This is a genomic window from Mycetocola sp. (assembly GCF_046716805.1).
In the GTDB taxonomy this organism is placed as follows: Bacteria; Actinomycetota; Actinomycetes; order Actinomycetales; family Microbacteriaceae; genus Mycetocola_A.
In genome coordinates this window covers 1-17,613 of the sequence record NZ_JBKJWH010000127.1, presented here as the reverse complement: position 1 = coordinate 17,613, position 17,613 = coordinate 1, and the positions used below count along the sequence as shown (strand labels likewise).

The following is a 17,613-nucleotide window of genomic DNA, read 5'->3' as shown; positions in this document are numbered from 1 at the left end:
GCTCAATTCTGGCATGGTGCCACCGCCCGCCTGGTTCAGGCGACCCCGCTCCCGGCTTCCTGCTCCCGTATCCCGTCCTGCAGCTCGCGGAGCGCGGAGCGGAGTGCCCGTTCCGCATCGAGCCCCTGCGACCGGGCCGCCGCCGAGATGTCGAGGAGGAGCCGACCCAATTCGGCCTCGGTCGAGAATTGCGGCTCAGCTCGATGTGCACCTTCAGGGTCGGCCAGGCCGGCGCGCTCCGCCCGGGTGAGCACCTTCTCAGCAAGTGCGAGCGCGGGCATGCTCTGCGGGATGCCGTCCAGGGCGCTTGTCCGCGTGGATTTCTCCGCAGCCTTCGCCGCACTCCAGACCCGCCACACCTCATCGACGGTGAGGGCGGTCTCGTCCCCGAAGACATGCGGATGGCGCCGGATCATCTTCTCGTTGGCGGCTCGGGCGATGTCGTCGAGCGAGAACCGTTCAGCGGGGGTACGACGGGCGATTTCGGCGTGGAAGACCACCTGGAGCAGCACATCGCCCAGCTCCTCGAGCATGACGTCGCGGTCATCCGCTTCAACTGCGTCGATCAGTTCATAGCTTTCCTCGATGAGGTAGGTGACGAGCGACGCGTGCGTCATCGTCTGGCTCCAGACGCAGTTGTCGAGCACCGTGCGCATGGACGCGGCGAGCGCATCCATGTTCGGCAGAGCCGGATCCGTCATCGCTCGGACCGCCGGATGCCGGTGCGGGCGACAAAACGACGGATGAAAGCGTCCCGTGAGGCGGAAAACGGCGGGTAGATGAACTTCAGGGTGTCCGGCCTGGTCGGTTTGCTCAGCACCGCTTTGCTGTGACTGAAGGTGTCGATCGAGAACTCGCCGTGGTACCGGCCGATTCCGCTCTCCCCCACCCCGCCGAACGGCAGGCCGGGTACGAGCAGGTGGGCCGCGGGGATGCTGACACCGAACGCCCCCGAGGATGTGTCACGAAGGAACCGGCGGACGAGCGTGCGGGATTCGGTGAAAAGGTAGAGCGCGAGCGGTTTCTCCCGAGCCGAGATGACCGCGATCGCCTGGTCAGCGCCGGACACATGGACGATCGGGAGGATCGGCCCGAAGATCTCTTCCTGCATCAACCGGGAGTCCAGGCTGACGCCATCGAGGATCGTCGGGGCGATGTACCGAGTGGTCGGATTCGTTTGACCCCCGATGTCGGCTCGCACGCCGTCGAGCAGTCCGGTGAGTCGGGCGAACTGGCGGTCGTTGACGATCCGCCCGAAGTCCGGGCTTGCCTCCGGGTGGGCCCCATACAGCCGGGTGAGCGCATCTCGCAGGTGCGGAAGCAGCCGCCCTGCTGTTTCCTGGGTCGCCAGGACGTAGTCGGGCGCCACACAGGTCTGCCCGGCGTTCAGGAACTTGCCGAAGACGAGGCGGTCCGCGGTCGAGACCAGGTCAGCGTCGTCGTGCACGAAGACCGGTGATTTGCCGCCGAGTTCGAGTGTCACGGGGGTGAGGTGCTCGGCGGCGGCCCTGGCCACGATCCGCCCCACCCGCGCGTCGCCGGTGAAGAAAATGTGATCAAATTTCTCGATCAGGAGTTCGGTTGTTTCTTCGGCGCCGCCCTCGATCACGGCGACGGCCGACCGGTCGAGGTACTCGGGAAGAAGCCGGGCGAGCAGAGCGGATGTCGCCGGCGCGAGTTCGCTCGGTTTCAGGACCACGGCGTTGCCGGCGGCGAGCGCGCCGGCCAGCGGCACGAGGGCGAGCTGGACGGGGTAGTTCCACGGCCCGATGACGAGCACCACCCCGAGCGGTTCGCGGACGACGCGCGCCGCGGCGGGCGCGACGGCAAGGGGAATGGACACCCGTTTGGGCCGCAGCCAGCGGCGCAGGTGGCGGACGGTGTTGTCGATCTCGCCGACGACCACGCCGATCTCGCTCATCTGCGACTCGGTCGGGCTCTTGGCCAGGTCCGTTGCGAGAGCATCCTCCAGCGCGGCACCCTGCTCGACGAGCATCCGTCTCAGCGCCACGAGCTGCCGCAACCGCCACGCGAGCGGTTTGGTGGTTCCGGCCCGGAAGGCATCCCTGACCGCGCCGACGCGGGCGGTGGTCGCGGGGGTGAGGAGATCGGTCACGAGCGTTCCCCCTCACGCATCGGCTCCGGCGCTCGCTGGGTGCCTCCGTGACCGGTGAAGTTCTCCATGCTCGAGTAGACCGAGAAAACGCGGTCGGCGACGACGTCCCAGGCGCGCTGCGGCAGGACCCCCTTGAGTGCGCTCGCGAGCCCGACGGTCCACGGCGTTCTCCGCATCGGCTTTCCGGCGAGCATCGCCTGCCAGGCCCGGGCGACGGCGATGTCAGGGGGTAGGACTGGTGTCATCAGCGGCCCTCGCGCGCCCTCGAACATGCCGGTGGCGACGTAGGACGGGCAGAAGGTCGTGATGCGGACGTGCGCGTTGCCTGAACGTTCCAGCTCGAGCCGGACGGAGTCGCTCCAGCCGATTAACGCCCACTTCGACGCTGCGTACACGCTCATCCGCGGGTTCGCGAGCGTTCCCGCAGCGGATGCCACATTGAGGATGCGTTTCTCCCGCGGGGCGTCGGTGATCATGGCCGGCAGGAACTCCCGGGTGATGTGCATCGGAGCGATCGCGTTGATCCGCATTGTCGGCTCGGTGTCGCGCTCGGAGTCGGTGTTCCAGAAGTACTCGTTGCCGCGGACGATGCCGGCGTTGTTGATGAGCACATCGGGCACCCGGCCCTCGTCGAGTTCGTGCGTTGCGGCGTCCCGCACGTCGGCGAGCCGTGACACGTCGACGACGCGCGTGTGGATGACCGTCCCATGACCGGAGAGGGCGCTCGCCGTGGCATCAAGGGTGAGAGCGTCGATGTCCCAGAGGGTGACCGACGCCGCCTGCTCCTGAACGGCACGCTGGGCGTACAGACGCCCCATTCCGGACGCTCCGCCTGTGACCAGGACTCGAGCGTTTGCGACGGTAAAAGCCACGGGAACCTCCATCGGATGCTCCCACACTATTCCATCCGCTCCGGCAGAAACCCGGGGATGCTACGACGCGGCCTGCGCTTCCTTCGGCGGCAGCGGGAAGAGGGCGTCGAGGAACTGGCCGACCCAGGCGATGAGATCGGCGTCGGTGAGTTTCTCGCCGTGCTTCTCGGGCATCGGCACGATCAGGGCGTTCGCCTGGGCGAGGTACTTCCCGCCGGGGTACATCCGCCGCAGCCGGGCCTGCAGTGAGTCGGGAAGGTTGGCCGGGGCGGCGCGAAGATTGCTGCCCATCGCGACGAGTTCGCTGAGACCGACGCGCTGCGCCCGCTGGCGTAAGCGGGACACGGTGATGAGGTTCTGCACCTGCGCTGGCGGTTCGCCGTAGCGGTCGGTGAGTTCGTCGATGACAAGGCCGATCTGGTCGTCTGCCGCCGCAGGGCCGGACGCGGCGGACAGCTTCTGGTAGGCCTCGAGCCGGAGCCGCTCGCTGTCCACATAGTCCTCGGGGATGTGCGCGTCGACGGGCAGTTCGAGCCGGAGTTCGGTCTGGCCCTCGGCAACGTCTCCGCGGAAGTCGGAGACGGCCTCACCGATCATCCGCAGGTAGAGGTCGAAGCCGACGCCGGCGATGTGGCCGGCCTGCTCCCCGCCGAGCAGGTTGCCCGCGCCGCGGATCTCGAGGTCCTTGAGCGCGACCTGTATACCGCTGCCGAGTTCGTTGTTGGCGGCAATCGTTGACAGCCGGTCGTGGGCGGTCTCCGACAGCGGCTTGTTCTCGTCGTACAGGAAATAGGCGTATGCACGTTCTCGGCCTCGGCCCACCCGGCCGCGCAACTGGTGCAGTTGGCTGAGGCCGTACTTGTCGGCACGATCGATGATGATCGTGTTGGCGTTCTGGATGTCGAGGCCGGTCTCGATGATGGTCGTGCAGACGAGCACGTCGAACTTGCGCTCCCAGAAGTCGACCACGACCCGCTCGAGCACGTTTTCGGACAGCTGACCGTGAGCGACGGCGATCCGCGCCTCCGGCACGATTTCGGCCAGCTGGGCGGCGATCCGGTTGATGCTCGACACCCGGTTGTGAACGAAGAAGATCTGCCCTTCCCGGAGCAACTCCCTCCGGATGGCCGCCCCGACCTGCTTCTCGCTGTACGGCCCGACGAAGCTGAGGATCGGATGCCGTTCCTCAGGTGGAGTCGCGAGGGTCGACATCTCGCGGATGCCGGTGACGGCCATCTCGAGGGTGCGGGGAATCGGCGTCGCACTCATCGCGAGGATGTCGACGTTCGTCTTGAGCTTCTTAAGTTTGTCCTTGTGCTCGACTCCGAATCGTTGCTCCTCGTCGATGATGACGAGCCCGAGGTCTTTGAAGGTCATGTCTTCACTGAGGAGCCGGTGGGTACCGATCACCACGTCGATGGTGCCACGCTCCAGCCCGTCACGGGTTTCCTTTGCCTCTTTGACGCTCTGGAACCGGCTGAGCGCGCGCAGGTGGACCGGGAATCCGGCGAAACGCTCGGCGAAGGTCTCGAAGTGCTGCTTGACGAGCAGGGTCGTCGGTACGAGCATGGCGACCTGTTTGCCGTCCTGGACCGCCTTGAACGCCGCACGGATGGCGACCTCGGTCTTGCCGAACCCGACATCGCCGGAGAGCAGCCGGTCCATCGGGATGGGGCGTTCCATGTCCGCCTTGACCTCGTCGATCGTCGTCAGCTGGTCGGGCGTCTCAGCAAAGGGGAACGCTTCCTCGAGCTCGCGCTGCCAGGGGGTGTCCTTACTGAACGCAAACCCCTTCGATGCCATCCGGGCGGAATACAGCTTGACGAGTTCGACGGCGATGTCGCGAACCGCTTTCCGGGCACGTCCCTTCGCCTGCGACCAGTCGCTGCCGCCCATCTTCGACAGTGCGGGCGCTTCGCCGCCGACGTATCGGCTGAGCAGGTCGAGCTGGTCGGTGGGGACGAGGAGTTTGTCGCCGGGATAGCCGCGCTTGGACGGTGCATACTCGAGCGTCAGGTACTCACGCCGGGTTTTCGTCGGGTGTCGGCCTCCGCTGGATACCTCCCGCTGGCTGAGTTCGACGAAACGCCCGATGCCGTGGGTCTGGTGAACGACGTAGTCCCCTGCTTTCAGCTGCAGCGGGTCGACGACGTTTTTGCGCCTCGAAGCCAGCTTTTTGACCTGGCGCGAGTCGTAACCGATGGTCCGGCCGTAGAATTCGTTCTCGCTGATCAGGGCAAGCTTGGCTTCCGTGAGTTCGAATCCGCTCTCAGCTGTGGCCTGGAGCAGGTAGGCGATCCCGGGCTCGGGGTCGGCCGGGAACTCCGGCACGATCCGCGCGGGGACTTCGTGCTCGCCGAGGACGTCGCGGGCCCGTTCCACCAACCCGGTTCCGCGTGCCGCGATACCGACGATCCAGCCGTCGCGGAGCCGGGAGGCGACATGCTCGATCGCTCCGTCGACGTTGCCGGCGAAGCTCGGTACCGGATCCGCGGCGACCCGGACGGTCAGCAGCTCATCCATTTCCCGTTCCTCGGGAAGCACATTTTCTGGCCCCTGCTGGAAGGTGCTGAACGTCCACCACGGGTGATCTGCGACCGGTTGGCCAGGGGCAGAGAAGCGCGTGGCGTCGCGGAGGTCTTCGAGGGTGATGAACTCGCCGCTCGCGAGGTCGATCGGGGCCTGTGCCCCGGCGGTTGCCGCATGCCAGGCCGCAGCGAGGAACTCGCGGTTGGTCTCGGAGAGGCTGATCGCGCGGGTCGCAACCCGCTCGGGCGAGATGACCGCGACGGCCGCACCGGCCGGGAAGTAGTGGCTCACCGGCACGAGCCGCTCCAGGAGGGCAGGGGCGAGCGATTCCATTCCTTCGACAGGGATGCCCTGGGCGATTTTCTCGAGCATCCCCGACATGTTCGGGAACTCGTGCTGCATCTCGGCCGCGCGCTGTCGGACGGCGTCGGTCAGCAGCATCTCGCGGCTGGGCGGCAACGAAATGCTGGGCACGGCATCCGGGATCGAACGCTGGTCGGCAACGGAGAACTCACGGATCTGCTCCACTTCGTCTCCGAAGAACTCCACCCGGTACGGATGCTCCGCCACGGGCGGGAAGACGTCGAGGATGCCGCCGCGCACAGCGAACTCTCCACGACGGGACACCATGTCGACCCGGACATAGGCAAGCTCGACGAGCTGGGTGGAGAGGCGTTGCAGGTCGTGACCGCGGGCGCCGGCGTCGAGGCGAATCGGTTCGACCGCGGTGAGGTTGTCAGCGAGCGGCTGAAGGGCGGCACGGACAGAGGCGACGACGATGAGCGGTGCGCTCGTGTCCCAGTCGGTCATGACCCGGAGTGCGGCGAGTCTCTTACCGACGATCTCGGCGCTCGGGCTGAGCCGCTCGTGCGGAAGCGTCTCCCAGGCCGGAAAGTCGATGATGCGGGCCTCGGGGACGACGCTCTCGAGCGCTGCACGCAGGGACTCGGAGTCCCGGCCGGTCGGGGTGACGACGAACAGCGCTGGCGGCTTCCCCGCTGTGCGGCGTGCCTCGAGAAGCCCGGCCAGCAGCGGGGCGCGAAGCCCCTCGGTGACGGAGAAATCCGCGTTCCGAGTGGCGTAGCCGAGGGCATTGTCAAACGTGGAGGCGCGCGAAAGCGCTTCGATTAAGCCCGAAAGGATCACCGGGACAGTCTACGCGGCCCGTGCGACAGCGCCGTGGCTGACCTGGGCGGCGGGCTCAGGAGGGCGAATGCACCTTCAGCTGGGCAGCCTGCAAGCCGTCCGTCGCGAGGAGCGTGACAGCGTCCGCTGCGTCTCCCACCAGGTTGGGCAGGACGTCGCGTTCTGCGCCGGCGAAGTCCTTGAGCACGAAGTCTGCGGCGTCCTGGCGGCCGGGCGGGCGGCCGATGCCCACGCGGACGCGGAGGAAATCGGCACTGTCGGCGGCCTTGGCGATGTCGCGCAGTCCATTGTGGCCGCCATGGCCGCCACCCTGCTTGAGCTTGACGGTGTCGAACGGGAGGTCGAGCTCGTCGTGCACGACGATGAGCCGTGTCACGTCAAGTGAATAGAAACGGAGCAGCGCCGCGACCGGGCCGCCGGACACGTTCATGTAGCTGTTCAGTTTCGCGAGCACGAGTTTCGGTCCCCCTGGCGCGGCGAAGCCCTCGGCGACGACAGCCGGTGTCTTGTGCTTGCGAAACCCGGCACTCATCCGGCTCGCGAGTTCGTCGACGACCATGTGCCCGACGTTGTGTCGATTGCGCGCGTAGGCAGGCCCGGGGTTGCCGAGGCCGACGACGAGCCAGGTGTTCTCAGCCACGATCGGCTCCGTCTTCTCTCTGCGCCACCACATGATTCTCCTTGATAAGCCGACGAGCCCGCCGGTTCGCAACCGGTGAGGTCGCGAACCGGGCAGGCTCGGGGTGTGAGACCGAGGTTACTCGGCCGGTGCTTCGGCGGTTTCGCCTTCGGCTGCTGCTTCTACTTCTTCCTCTTCCGGCTCCGCGATGGCGACGACGAGCAGGTCGGGGTCGCTCAGCAGGGTGGAACCGGTGGGCAGCGGAACGTCCTTCGCGAGGATGTGCGCGCCGGCCTCGAGGCCCTCGATGGAAACGACAAGGTTCTCGGGGATGTGGGTCGCCTCGGCCTCGATCGACAGGGTGGTGGCGTCGCGGTTGGTGACGGTGCCCGGAGCGGACTCGCCCTCGATGTGGACGGGGATGTCAACGGTAACCTTCTCACCCTTGATGACGACGATGAGGTCGAGGTGCTCGATGATGCGGAGCACGGGGTCCTTCTGCACGTCCTTGACGAGGGCGAGGCTCTGCACGCCGTCGATCTCGAGCTCGAGCACCGCATTCGACTTGCGAATGATCAGGCCGATCTGGTGCGCGGGCAGCGCGACGTGCTTCGGCTCGGTGCCGCGGCCGTACATGACGGCCGGAATCTTGCCTGAGGCACGAAGCTTGCGCGCCGCACCCTTGCCGAATGAGGTGCGGGTTTCTGCGACTACCTTGTTGCTGTCGTCAGCCATGGTGTTCTCCTTGGGTGAGCCGGGGCTCTTAGCGTGAACCGGAGCGCGCTCCGGATGGTCTGGGAGGAGTCCGGGAATGCCCGGCTCCGTGTCAACTCGAACGCATGTCAGCGTGAGGAAAAGCCGGTTCCGGTACGAAACCATGGGTGCCTTGCCCACCGCGTCGATTACGGATGCCGCTGCGTCGTGCCACGCAGCATCCCTCGCCGAAGTTCAGTGGCCAAGTCTACCCCATGCCCGAACGACCGCACACGACCGCCCTCACCGCTCCCCCGCCGGTCGGTGTGTCGCCCCTACAGTGGGAAGATCACGAGCGCACGAAGGACAAAAGATGACCACAGAGTCCAGCCGGCCCCTCTCCACGACCGACGCAGGTCAGGCGTCGTCCGGACCCGTCGTCACGATCGGCGAGACGATGGTGCTGATGTCCACTCCAGAGTTCGGACCACTGCAGCACAACTCGTCGCTCGCTCTCGGGATCGGCGGCTCGGAGAGCAACGTGGCGATCGGCCTTCGCCGGCTCGGAACGCCCACCACCTGGATCGGAAAGGTGGGCGCCGATTCACTCGGCGATCTGGTGGAACGGGAGATCCGCGCCGAAGGGGTGTCGGTCGTCGCGGTTCGCGACCTCACAGCACCGACCGCGCTCATGATCAAGGAACGCCGCACGAGCTCGGACACCCGCGTCTGGTACTACCGGTCGAATTATGCCGGATCGCGACTGGCGATCGAAGACATCGATTTCGACCTCGTCCGGACGGCGTCGCTCGTGCACCTGACCGGAATCTCACTGGCACTCTCACCTGGCCTGGCCGATGTGATCATCGAAGCGGCACGTGTTGCCGGGGAAGCAGGCGTGCCTGTCTCGTTCGACCTGAACTTCCGATCGAAGCTATGGTCCATCGACACAGCAAGGGAGGCGTACCGGAAGATGTTGCCCCTGGTCGACATCGTCTTCGCCGGAGACGATGAGGCCGCGATCGCGGCCGGGACAGCTGGATCCCCGCTGGAGCTCGCCCACCGGATGCTCAAGCTTGGGGCGGGCGAGGCGATCATCAAGCTCGGCGCTCGCGGCGCTGTGGCCGTTGCCGACGGTCGCGAGTACTCGCAGGCAGCCGTACCGATCGTCCCGATCGACACGGTCGGCGCAGGGGATGCCTTCGTTGCCGGTTACCTTTCGGAACGCCTGGCGGGCGCGAGCGTCGACACCCGCCTCAGGACGGCCGTCGCCGTCGGGGCGTACGTGTGCCTGTCGCCTGGGGATTGGGAGGGACTCCCCCGGCGGGACGAGCTCGAAACGCTCGGGAGGCTCGAGCCCGTTCGGAGGTGAGGCGCCCGCTGGGCTCAGGGACGGGCAGTGTTCCGGAGCGCGGTGGTGGCCTCCGCGACGATCGCCGTCACCGACTGGTCGATGTCGACCACGATTCCGGGCTCGTCGTCCTCGAGAGGTTCGAGAGTCGCGAGCTGGGAGTCGAGAAGCGCTGGCGGCATGAAGTGGTCACTGCGTCCCTCGACGCGCGAGGCGAGGACCTCACGGGATCCTGACAGGTGGACGAAGCGGGTGCCTGGAGCGGTTGTGCGGATGGCATCCCGGTAGACGCGCCGAAGAGCGGAGCAGGCGATGACCATCCCCGTGCCCTGCCGGGCGGCATCCGCCAGTGTGCTGCCGACGGTTGCGAGCCATGGCCAGCGATCGTCGTCGTTGAGAGGGTGACCACCGGCCATCTTCTCAACATTGGATTGCGGGTGAAGCGAGTCACCATCGACGAACGGAACCCCGAGGGAGCCGGCGATGAGCGCCCCGATCGTGCTTTTGCCCGATCCGGAAACTCCCATCACGATGATCTGGATTCCCTCGGGTGTTCCGTCGTCAGTAGTCATTCGTAGATTCTTTCAGTTACCAGTCGTGGACGGTGCCGTCGGCGAGCCGGTTGTACGGCAGGTAGGCGGTTGCGTACGGGTACTTGCCGGCCTCGTCGACGTTCAGTTCGACACCGAGCCCCGGCTTGTTCCCCGGGTGCAGCATGCCGTCGTTCCAGGTGAAGGACTGCTCGAAGACGCTGTTCGTCTTCTCACCGTGCTGCATGTACTCCTGGATACCGAAGTTGTGGATCGCCATTCCGAGGTGCATCGCAGCGGCCATGCCGACCGGCGAGATGTCGGTGGGTCCGTGCATTCCCGACTTGATCTGGTACTGCGCGGCGTAGTCGAGCACTTTTTTAAGGTGCGAGATGCCCCCGGTGTGAGTCACGGCGCTGCGCACGTAGTCGATGAGCTGCTCGCGGATGATCTGCTGGTAGTCCCACACGGTGTTGAAGATCTCACCGATGGCAAGCGGAGTCGTGGTGTGCTGGCGCACGAGGCGCAGCGCCTCCGGGTTTTCCGCCGGGGTGCAGTCCTCGAGCCAGAACAGGTCGTACGGCTCGAGCGACTTGCCGAGTTTTGCAGCCTGGATCGGCGTCATCCGGTGGTGGCCGTCGTGAAGCAGCGGAATCTCGGGACCGAACTCGTTACGGACAGCCTCGAAGACGGTCGGGACGTGGCGCAGGTAGCTGCGCGTGTCCCAGTCCTCCTCGTTGGGCAGCGCTCCGCGCTGTGCGGGCTCGTGGTCGTAACGGACGCCCGTGTTGGCTTCGAACGTCGCGTTGGACGCGATGCCGTAGATCGACTTCAGCCCGGGAACGCCGGTCTGGATGCGGATGGACTTGTAGCCCTGCTCCTGGTGCTCGCGCACGCTGTCGAACAGTTCGGGGAGCGTCTTGCCCGAGGCGTGGCCGTAAGCCATGAGGCCCGTGCGGGAGGCCCCGCCGAGAAGCTGGTACAGCGGCATCCCAGCCGCTTTGGCCTTGATGTCCCAGAGGGCGACGTCGACGGCGGCGATGGCCGCCATGGTCACCGGTCCACGGCGCCAGTAAGCGCTGCGGTAGAGGAACTGCCAGGTGTCCTCGATGTTGTGGGCGTCGCGGCCGATCAGAAGCGGGACGACGTGCTCGTTGAGGTACGCAACGACGGCGAGTTCGCGGCCGTTCAGGGTTGCGTCACCGAGACCGGTGATCCCGTCCTCGGTGGTGAGCTTCAACGTGACGAAGTTCCGGTCGGGACTCGTGACGATGACTTCTGCCTTATCGATCTTCATACTTGCTCCTGGGTCGTGAGTGGGCGGATGCTTACTTGTTTTTGTCCGTGGTGTCGGTCGGAGGGACCGGCGTCACAGGCGGACGCTGGGCCGTGAACGCGGCGGTGGACAAAGCTGGGTCGATCTGCTCGGTGTCCTGCCCGGCCTTCTGGCGACGATCGGCGATCTCGAGGACGATCTCCTTGTGTCGCTTGTCGGTCAGCGGGTAGAAGAGCATCACGACGATGGCGAGGATGCTCGCGGCGAGGGGAATGAGGCCGGCACCGGCACGGATGCCCCACTCGGCCTGCACGGACTGCGCCTCTGCGCCGGCGACATACCCGCCCCAGGCGAGCGCATAGGCGGCAAGCGCACCGCCGACGGCCTGACCGGTCTTGCGGGTGAAGGAGAACAGCGCGTAGATGATGCCCTCAGCGCGGACTCCGGTCTTCCACTCACCGTATTCGACCGTGTCGGCCTCGAGGGCCCAGACGAGCATGTTCACGAGAGTGAGGCCGAACTGGCAGATGACGAGTCCGAGGAACCCGAGCCAGACCATGCTGGGCGGCGCGAGGAAGACGACGATCCCGCCGACGCCCATGATGCCTGCACCGACCATGTAGGCGGCGCGCTTTCCGAAGGTGCGCACAATCCGGGGAACGAATCCGGCCAGTCCGAAGACGATCACGAGCTGGAGGATTGAGAACGCGGCGTAGAGCGGAAGCGCATGGAGGACGTCGCGCAGGTAGTAGAGCTGCACGGTGCTGAGCGCGAGCATCCCCGTGAGGAAGACGAACGAGCTGATGCACAGCAGCATCAGTGGCTTGTTGCTCTTGAGGATCGCGAAGCTCTGCTTCATGGTGACCTTCGGCACATCGCGCTTGACGCGTTCCTTCGCAGTGAACGCTGTGAAGAAGTACAGTGCGGTTCCGACGACGACGAATCCGAGGGTCATGAAAGTGAAGATCGACTGCAGGTCGTTTTCCGGAGTGATCAGCGGAGCGACGAAGATTCCGAGCCCGGCGCCGACGATCATGGCGCCAATCGTCCGGGCGCTGGCCAGCTTGGCGCGCTCCCCTGGATCCTGCGTCATCGCACCGGCGAGCGAACCGTAGGGGATGTTGACGAGGCTGTATGCCAGGCCGAGGGCCGCGTAGGTGAGGTAGGCGTAGATGAGCACGCCTGTCTCGCCGATCTGCGGGATCGAGAATGTCGCAACGCTGAGGAGCAGCAGGGGAACCGAGCCGAACATCAGGAACGGACGGAACTTGCCGAACCGTTTGCTGTACGTTTTGTCGACGATCCGGCCGGCGAGAAGATCAGCGAAGGCGTCGAAGACGCGAACGACGAGCAGGAGCGTACCGGCAGCGGCAGCGGAGATGCCCGCGACATCCGTGTAGTAGATGAGGAGGAACATCGTGGCGGTCGTGAAGGCCAGGTTGTTGGCTGCATCGCCCGCGCCGTACCCGACGATGCTGAGTTTCGACAGTTTGCCGGTTTGCTCCGCCGGTGGCTTCGTGATGGACGGGGTTGAACTCAAGGGAGGCTCCTTTGCCGAGCTGCCGCGAACGGCTAGACGTTACGTACGCTTCGCGAGCGAAGCAAGGTGATGCGGGCAGCGCGGGTGACTGCGGGCATTCTGATGGGGTCGGCAACCTCGCCGGTCGTGGTGCTCGCCAGGATGGCGAGGTTGCCGAGCAGAGCGGAATCGCACCGATTCCGGATCGCTGCGAAGCGCGTACGATCAGCGGAACGCCGGAGGGTCTGGCGGAAGACGTGTGCCGACATGGACCCTCCTTCTCGCTTCGCTGCGGGGACGCGTCCTCGCGAAAATTTCTTCTGAATCGGGCGAGACGCCCGATTGCTGGTTAACAGTGAATCACGGATCGAACCGTTTGGCAAACGGTTGCCAAAATCGCCGGGAAAACGCTGTTCCGGGGCCAAATCGAACTAGGCGGCTGCCGTCGTCGACTCGGCCGCCACGGCCCGGATGGCCGCGATCAACTCCGGGTCCTCGACCAGGCGGTCATCGACGAGCCTGAGAAGTGCTTCGTCCGCCTGGTCGCCTGAGGCCAGCGCCGCCTCGATCTGCGAAGCGTGCGCATCGGGAAGCGACGCCCCCGACAGCACGAGCGCCAACCAGGAACCGATGGCGCGGATGCCTGCGGCACCCTCACGCCCGCCCGCTCGCTCGGCAAGAAGAACCGGGACGAAACGCACCCGAAGCTTGGTGACGCCCTCCATCCCGATCTGAGCCAGCTTGTGTTCGATTCGCGCGTTCGTGAATCGCTCGAGCAGTGAGGCCCGATAGGCGTCGAGGTCGAGACCGTCCGGGAGATTGCGAGCAGCATCGTCCCAGAACGAGTTCACCCAGGCCAGGCAGGTCTCATCCGCGATGGCCGATGCCACGGTTTCGTGCCCGCGGAGACGCCCCGCGTAGGCGAGAAGGCTGTGCGCACCGTTGAGCAGCCACAGCTTGCGGCGTTCGAACGGTTCGATCTCCTCGACGAATCGGGCCCCTGCGCGCTCCCACGCCGGACGCCCCGCGGGGAAGTTCCCGGAGAGAACCCAGTCGCGGAAAGGCGCGGTGACGACAGGGGCCGCGTCGAGCCACCCGGACAGCCGCGACGCCGACTCGATGTCGGCGGCGGTGGTCTTCGGGGTGATCCGGTCGACCGAGGTGGACACGAACGAGACGTTGTCGGCGATCCACGCGGCGGTCTCGGGGTTGGCCAGGGCCGCGAGGGCGGTCAGGCCCTTCGCGACGAAGTCGCCGTTGTCCGGCATGTTGTCGCACGGCACGACGGCCAGCGGCCCGCTGCCCGCGAGGCGGCGGGCGTGCAGCCCGAGAACGAGCCTGCCGAGCGTGGTCGTCGGCCCACCGTCGAAGGCCGTCGGCGCCGCGTCGGTGAGATTGCTCGAGAGCCAGTCGACATCGGCTCGAACCGCGTCATCGTCGAGGTTCGGTTGCGCATCTGCGGTGAGCCGGTAGCCCGGTTCGGTGATGGTGGTGGTCACGATTGCGGTCGATGTCGCTGCGAGGAGCTCGACGAATCTGCGCAGGTCACTTCCGTCGACGGCTTCGACGATGCTGGGGATGACGGATGCGACGTCCCCGTCCGCGGATCGTTCGATTAGGGTGTAAAGGCCACCCTGCGGGGCGAGTTCGTTGGCCGCGGTGGCGTTCCGGCCGGTGAACGCGGCAATACCCCACTCCCCCGCTTCATCGGCCTGGGCGGTGTACCACGCCTGGTGGGCGCGGTGGAACGCGCCAAGGCCGATGTGCACGATCCGCACCGGCGGGATCGCAATCGGTGCGCCCTCGCGCTCGGCGAAGGCTTCGCGGGTCAGCGGAAGGGCGGGAATGGGCGGGATGCTCACAGTTTGAAAACCTTTCGGGGCATGGCGTCGACGAGGTCGACGGCGATGCGTTCGGCGGCCACCTGGTCGACCCGCCCCTCGCGCACGAGTCGCGCGAGGAAGGCAGAGTCGAGCCGGCGAGCCATGTCGTGGCGTGCGGGAATGGAGAGGAAGGCGCGCGTGTCGTCGATGAATCCGGAGCTGCGGTAGAAGCCGGCGGTTTCGGTGACGGCGGAACGGAACCGTGTGACGGCATCCGGGGCGTCGAGGAACCACCACGGTGCCCCGATGTAGACGCTCGGGTAGAAGCCGGCGAGCGGGGCGACCTCGCGCGAGTAGACCGTCTCGTCAACGCTGAAGAGCACGAGGTGGAAGTCCTTCTCGTTGCCGTACTTCTCGAGGAGCGGGCGGATGTTCTCCACGTAGGTTGTGGTGACCGGGATGTCGTGGCCGGTGTCCGGGCCGAAAGCCTGGAACGTCTCACTGGAGTGGTTGCGGTAGACGCCGGGGTGGACGGTCATGACCAGGCCGTCCTCGACGCTCATACGAGCGCTTTCGAGGAGCATGTGGCCGGTGAAGACCCGGGCCTCGTCCACGCTGAGCGTGCCGGTGAGGCCCTTCTCGAACAGGGCGGCGGCGTCGGAGGCCGGCAGGTCGACGGTGAAGGGTTCGAGCACACCGTGGTCGGCGGAGACGGCGCCGTTCTCGACGAAGAACCGGCGGCGGCCGGCGAGGGCCTCGAGATAGCCGGAGTAACTGGAGACGGACGTGCCGTTCCACTCGGCGAGGCGACCTACGTTCGCGGCCCAGTTCGGTGTTGCCGGGTTGAGGTAGGCATCCGGGCGGAAGGTGGGAAGGACTCGTCCGCGGAACGCCGGGTCCGCTGCGAGCGCGCGGTGCGGCGCGAGGTCGTCCATCGGGTCGTCGGTGGTGGCCATGACCTCGATGCCGAAGCGCTCGAACAGGGCGCGCGGGCGGAATTCGGGGGTCGCGAGTGACTCCTGGATGCGGTCGAAGACGGCATCCGCGTTGTCGGCGTCCGGGTGGACGTCAAGACCGAATTGCTGGCTGAAGGTGCTCTGCAGCCAGTAGCCGGACGCCGTTCCGGCGTACAGGTGCCAGTTCTCGCTGAAGGTGCGCCAGATGTCGCGGGGCGAGGCGACGGTGCCAGGGGTACCGCGGTCGGGGATGCCGAGCGCATCCAGGCTGACCCCGGACGCGTGCATGAGCCGCGTGACGTAGTGGTCGAACCGGATGAACAGTTCTGCCGGGTTGGGGAACGGCTGATCGTCGACGAGAAGCGCCGGATCGACATGACCGTGCGGCGAGATGATGGGCAGGTCCTTGACCTGTTCGTACAGCGCCCGAGCCACGTCACGCGTGGACGGGTCGGCGGGGAACAGACGGTCTGGATCGAGTTGCAGCTTCATTGACACTCCTTCATTCAACCTGCACCCTACTCTTACTGTCAACCGGTTGCCATTTCTTGCCGCCCCGTGACAGACTGAACCGCATCGAGGGGACCAGTGTCGGTCCGAATACGGTGTCAACCGGCTTCCATCACCGGCGGCCGCGAATCCAACGGAGGAATTCACAGTGGCGAAAATCGGCGTTCAGGCCATGATGCTCAAGGACAGCTTTGCTGAGGTCGGAGCGTTCGAAACGCTTCGGAAGATCAGCGAGATCGGCTACTCGGCGGTTGAGATCTCCCAGATCCCCATGACCGAAGAGAACGTCGCCGAGCTGGCGCGTGCACGGGACGAGCTCGGCATGGACATCGCTTCGCTCTCAGCCAACCTCACGATCGCACCGGGCATGCCGGGCGAGTCTCTCACCACCGGTTTCGACAAAATTGTCGCAGACGCCACGGCCCTCGACGTCTCGATGATCCGGATCGGCATGCTGCCGTTCGACGCGATGGGATCGCTCGATAAGGTGCTCGAGTTCTGCGACGCGACCAACGACGCTGCCGCCCGCCTCGCCGAGCACGGCATCAGCCTCTACTACCACAACCACCACATCGAGTTCGCGAAGTACGACGGCAAGCACCTGCTCGACATCATCGCCGACCGCGCTCCCCTGCTCGGCCTCGAACTCGACGTCCACTGGATTCAGCGCGGCGGGCTGGACCCGGTATCGACGATCGCGAAGTACAGCGACCGCGTCGCCATGGTCCACCTCAAGGACTACCGGATCGGGTCGATGCCCGCTTCAGCGTTCGAGTCACTCGCCGCCGGCGACTTCCCCGCCTTCATGACCGCGTTCACCGGTGTCGTGCAGTTCGCCGAGGTGGGCGAGGGCAACCTTGACTTCCGCGGCATCATCGAGCAGAGCCTCGCGAGCGACGCGAAGTATCTGCTGGTGGAGCAGGACGACCTCTACGGCCGCGACGTCTTCGACTGCCTGGCCACGTCACGCGCCAACCTCATCGCGCTCGGCTACGAGAACCTGTTCTAAAGCTGGCGCAACGATGATCGACCGGTCCCACAGGGCTGTTCCCGCGAATGACGGGTCCCAAAGTGCTGTTCCCGCGAATGAGGGGTCCCAAAGTGCTGTTCGAAGTGCCACCGTGCAACCTTTCGGGCCCCCTCAATCGCGCCATGGCCCGATCTGCACACCAGGGTGGTGATTCCCACGCTCTGGCGCGGACCGCCGGTCCAACGGATCGATCGGCCCCAAAGGGCTGTTCCCTAGATTGAGGGGTCCCACAGTGCTGTTCCCGGTGCCACCGTGCAACCCTTTGGGCACGTTCGATCGAAGCCCTCCGGATGCCGACATCCGGAGGGCTTCGTCGTACTCGGTTCAGCCGTCGCTCGGCCCCGTCGAACCGCGGACGACAAGCGACGTGACGATCGCCTCGTCATCGCCCGGCGCTGGAGCGTCGTCTGCGCCGAGCATCTCGAGCGCGAGCCGGACGGCGCGCTCGCCGGCGCGCGCCAGCGGGGTGCGGACCGTCGTCAGCGCCGGGGAGGTGAAGTCCGAGCCGAAGATTTCGTCGAAGCCGCTCACGCTCAGCCGGCTCGGGACGTCAATGCCCTGCTCCGCTGCCGCCCGGAGAAGGCCGATGGCCATGAGGTCGTTGTACGCGACGACAGCGGTGACGCCTGCGGCGATCACCCGG

Annotated in this window: 15 protein-coding genes; 2 read left to right on the top strand and 13 right to left on the bottom strand. The window is 66.2% G+C overall.

Annotated elements, in window-relative coordinates:
• Positions 1-35: 35 nt before the first annotated feature.
• The 6 genes from ACLQ62_RS10185 to ACLQ62_RS10160 all read right to left on the bottom strand — a co-directional run bounded on the left by ACLQ62_RS10185 (position 36) and on the right by ACLQ62_RS10160 (position 8,017).
• A complete protein-coding gene (locus ACLQ62_RS10185) occupies positions 36-701 on the bottom strand; it encodes a MazG family protein (RefSeq protein ID WP_411721523.1) in 666 nt (221 codons plus the stop codon).
• Complete coding sequence (locus ACLQ62_RS10180) at positions 698-2,116, bottom strand: aldehyde dehydrogenase family protein (protein ID WP_411721522.1); 1,419 nt, start codon at positions 2,114-2,116, stop codon at positions 698-700. The genes ACLQ62_RS10185 and ACLQ62_RS10180 overlap by 4 nt, the downstream gene beginning before the upstream one ends.
• Positions 2,113-2,988, bottom strand: coding sequence for an SDR family NAD(P)-dependent oxidoreductase (locus ACLQ62_RS10175; protein WP_411721521.1), 876 nt, complete (start codon positions 2,986-2,988; stop codon positions 2,113-2,115). The genes ACLQ62_RS10180 and ACLQ62_RS10175 overlap by 4 nt, the downstream gene beginning before the upstream one ends.
• A gap of 60 nt (positions 2,989-3,048) precedes the next feature.
• Positions 3,049-6,663: a transcription-repair coupling factor gene (gene mfd, locus ACLQ62_RS10170; RefSeq protein ID WP_411721520.1), complete on the bottom strand. Its 3,615-nt coding sequence runs from the start codon at positions 6,661-6,663 to the stop codon at positions 3,049-3,051.
• Between the two features lie 55 nt (positions 6,664-6,718).
• A complete protein-coding gene (gene pth / locus ACLQ62_RS10165) occupies positions 6,719-7,336 on the bottom strand; it encodes an aminoacyl-tRNA hydrolase (protein WP_411721519.1) in 618 nt (205 codons plus the stop codon).
• Positions 7,337-7,420: 84 nt separating this feature from the next.
• Positions 7,421-8,017, bottom strand: coding sequence for a 50S ribosomal protein L25/general stress protein Ctc (locus tag ACLQ62_RS10160; RefSeq protein WP_411721518.1), 597 nt, complete (start codon positions 8,015-8,017; stop codon positions 7,421-7,423).
• 331 nt (positions 8,018-8,348) lie between these two features.
• On the opposite strand from ACLQ62_RS10160, the gene ACLQ62_RS10155 reads away from it, so the two are divergent.
• Positions 8,349-9,347 carry a sugar kinase gene (locus ACLQ62_RS10155; RefSeq protein WP_411721517.1) on the top strand — a complete coding sequence of 333 codons (999 nt, stop codon included), beginning with the start codon at positions 8,349-8,351 and terminating at the stop codon, positions 9,345-9,347.
• Positions 9,348-9,361: 14 nt separating this feature from the next.
• On the opposite strand, the gene ACLQ62_RS10150 is transcribed toward ACLQ62_RS10155, so the two are convergent.
• The 6 genes from ACLQ62_RS10150 to uxaC all read right to left on the bottom strand — a co-directional run bounded on the left by ACLQ62_RS10150 (position 9,362) and on the right by uxaC (position 15,922).
• Positions 9,362-9,898 carry a gluconokinase gene (locus ACLQ62_RS10150; protein WP_411721516.1) on the bottom strand — a complete coding sequence of 179 codons (537 nt, stop codon included), beginning with the start codon at positions 9,896-9,898 and terminating at the stop codon, positions 9,362-9,364.
• A gap of 16 nt (positions 9,899-9,914) precedes the next feature.
• The gene (manD, locus tag ACLQ62_RS10145) at positions 9,915-11,153 is read right to left on the bottom strand and encodes a D-mannonate dehydratase ManD (RefSeq protein ID WP_411721515.1); all 1,239 of its coding nucleotides are present in this window, start codon (positions 11,151-11,153) and stop codon (positions 9,915-9,917) included.
• Positions 11,154-11,184: 31 nt separating this feature from the next.
• Positions 11,185-12,672 (bottom strand): glucuronide transporter, encoded by a 1,488-nt coding sequence (gene uidB, locus ACLQ62_RS10140; protein ID WP_411721514.1) that lies wholly within the window; start codon positions 12,670-12,672, stop codon positions 11,185-11,187.
• Between the two features lie 32 nt (positions 12,673-12,704).
• Entirely contained in the window at positions 12,705-12,920 is a 216-nt protein-coding gene (locus ACLQ62_RS10135) for a hypothetical protein (protein WP_411721513.1), read from the bottom strand.
• A gap of 162 nt (positions 12,921-13,082) precedes the next feature.
• Positions 13,083-14,513 carry a mannitol dehydrogenase family protein gene (locus ACLQ62_RS10130; RefSeq protein WP_411721512.1) on the bottom strand — a complete coding sequence of 477 codons (1,431 nt, stop codon included), beginning with the start codon at positions 14,511-14,513 and terminating at the stop codon, positions 13,083-13,085.
• The gene (uxaC, locus tag ACLQ62_RS10125) at positions 14,510-15,922 is read right to left on the bottom strand and encodes a glucuronate isomerase (protein WP_411721511.1); all 1,413 of its coding nucleotides are present in this window, start codon (positions 15,920-15,922) and stop codon (positions 14,510-14,512) included. The genes ACLQ62_RS10130 and uxaC overlap by 4 nt, the downstream gene beginning before the upstream one ends.
• Positions 15,923-16,088: 166 nt before the next feature.
• On the opposite strand from uxaC, the gene ACLQ62_RS10120 reads away from it, so the two are divergent.
• Complete coding sequence (locus ACLQ62_RS10120) at positions 16,089-16,949, top strand: sugar phosphate isomerase/epimerase family protein (protein ID WP_411721510.1); 861 nt, start codon at positions 16,089-16,091, stop codon at positions 16,947-16,949.
• 345 nt (positions 16,950-17,294) lie between these two features.
• Here ACLQ62_RS10120 and ACLQ62_RS10115 read toward each other — a convergent pair.
• Positions 17,295-17,613 (bottom strand): substrate-binding domain-containing protein (locus ACLQ62_RS10115; protein ID WP_411721509.1); only part of this gene is annotated, 319 nt, incomplete at its 5' end.

Coding starts and splice junctions, on each gene's coding strand:
- ACLQ62_RS10185 (WP_411721523.1), bottom strand. CDS start 701: ATGACGGATCCGGCTCTGCCGAACATGGATGCGCTCGCCGCGTCCATG.
- ACLQ62_RS10160 (WP_411721518.1), bottom strand. CDS start 8,017: ATGGCTGACGACAGCAACAAGGTAGTCGCAGAAACCCGCACCTCATTC.
- manD (WP_411721515.1), bottom strand. CDS start 11,153: ATGAAGATCGATAAGGCAGAAGTCATCGTCACGAGTCCCGACCGGAAC.
- ACLQ62_RS10135 (WP_411721513.1), bottom strand. CDS start 12,920: ATGTCGGCACACGTCTTCCGCCAGACCCTCCGGCGTTCCGCTGATCGT.
- pth (WP_411721519.1), bottom strand. CDS start 7,336: ATGTGGTGGCGCAGAGAGAAGACGGAGCCGATCGTGGCTGAGAACACC.
- ACLQ62_RS10155 (WP_411721517.1), top strand. CDS start 8,349: ATGACCACAGAGTCCAGCCGGCCCCTCTCCACGACCGACGCAGGTCAG.
- ACLQ62_RS10150 (WP_411721516.1), bottom strand. CDS start 9,898: ATGACTACTGACGACGGAACACCCGAGGGAATCCAGATCATCGTGATG.
- uxaC (WP_411721511.1), bottom strand. CDS start 15,922: ATGAAGCTGCAACTCGATCCAGACCGTCTGTTCCCCGCCGACCCGTCC.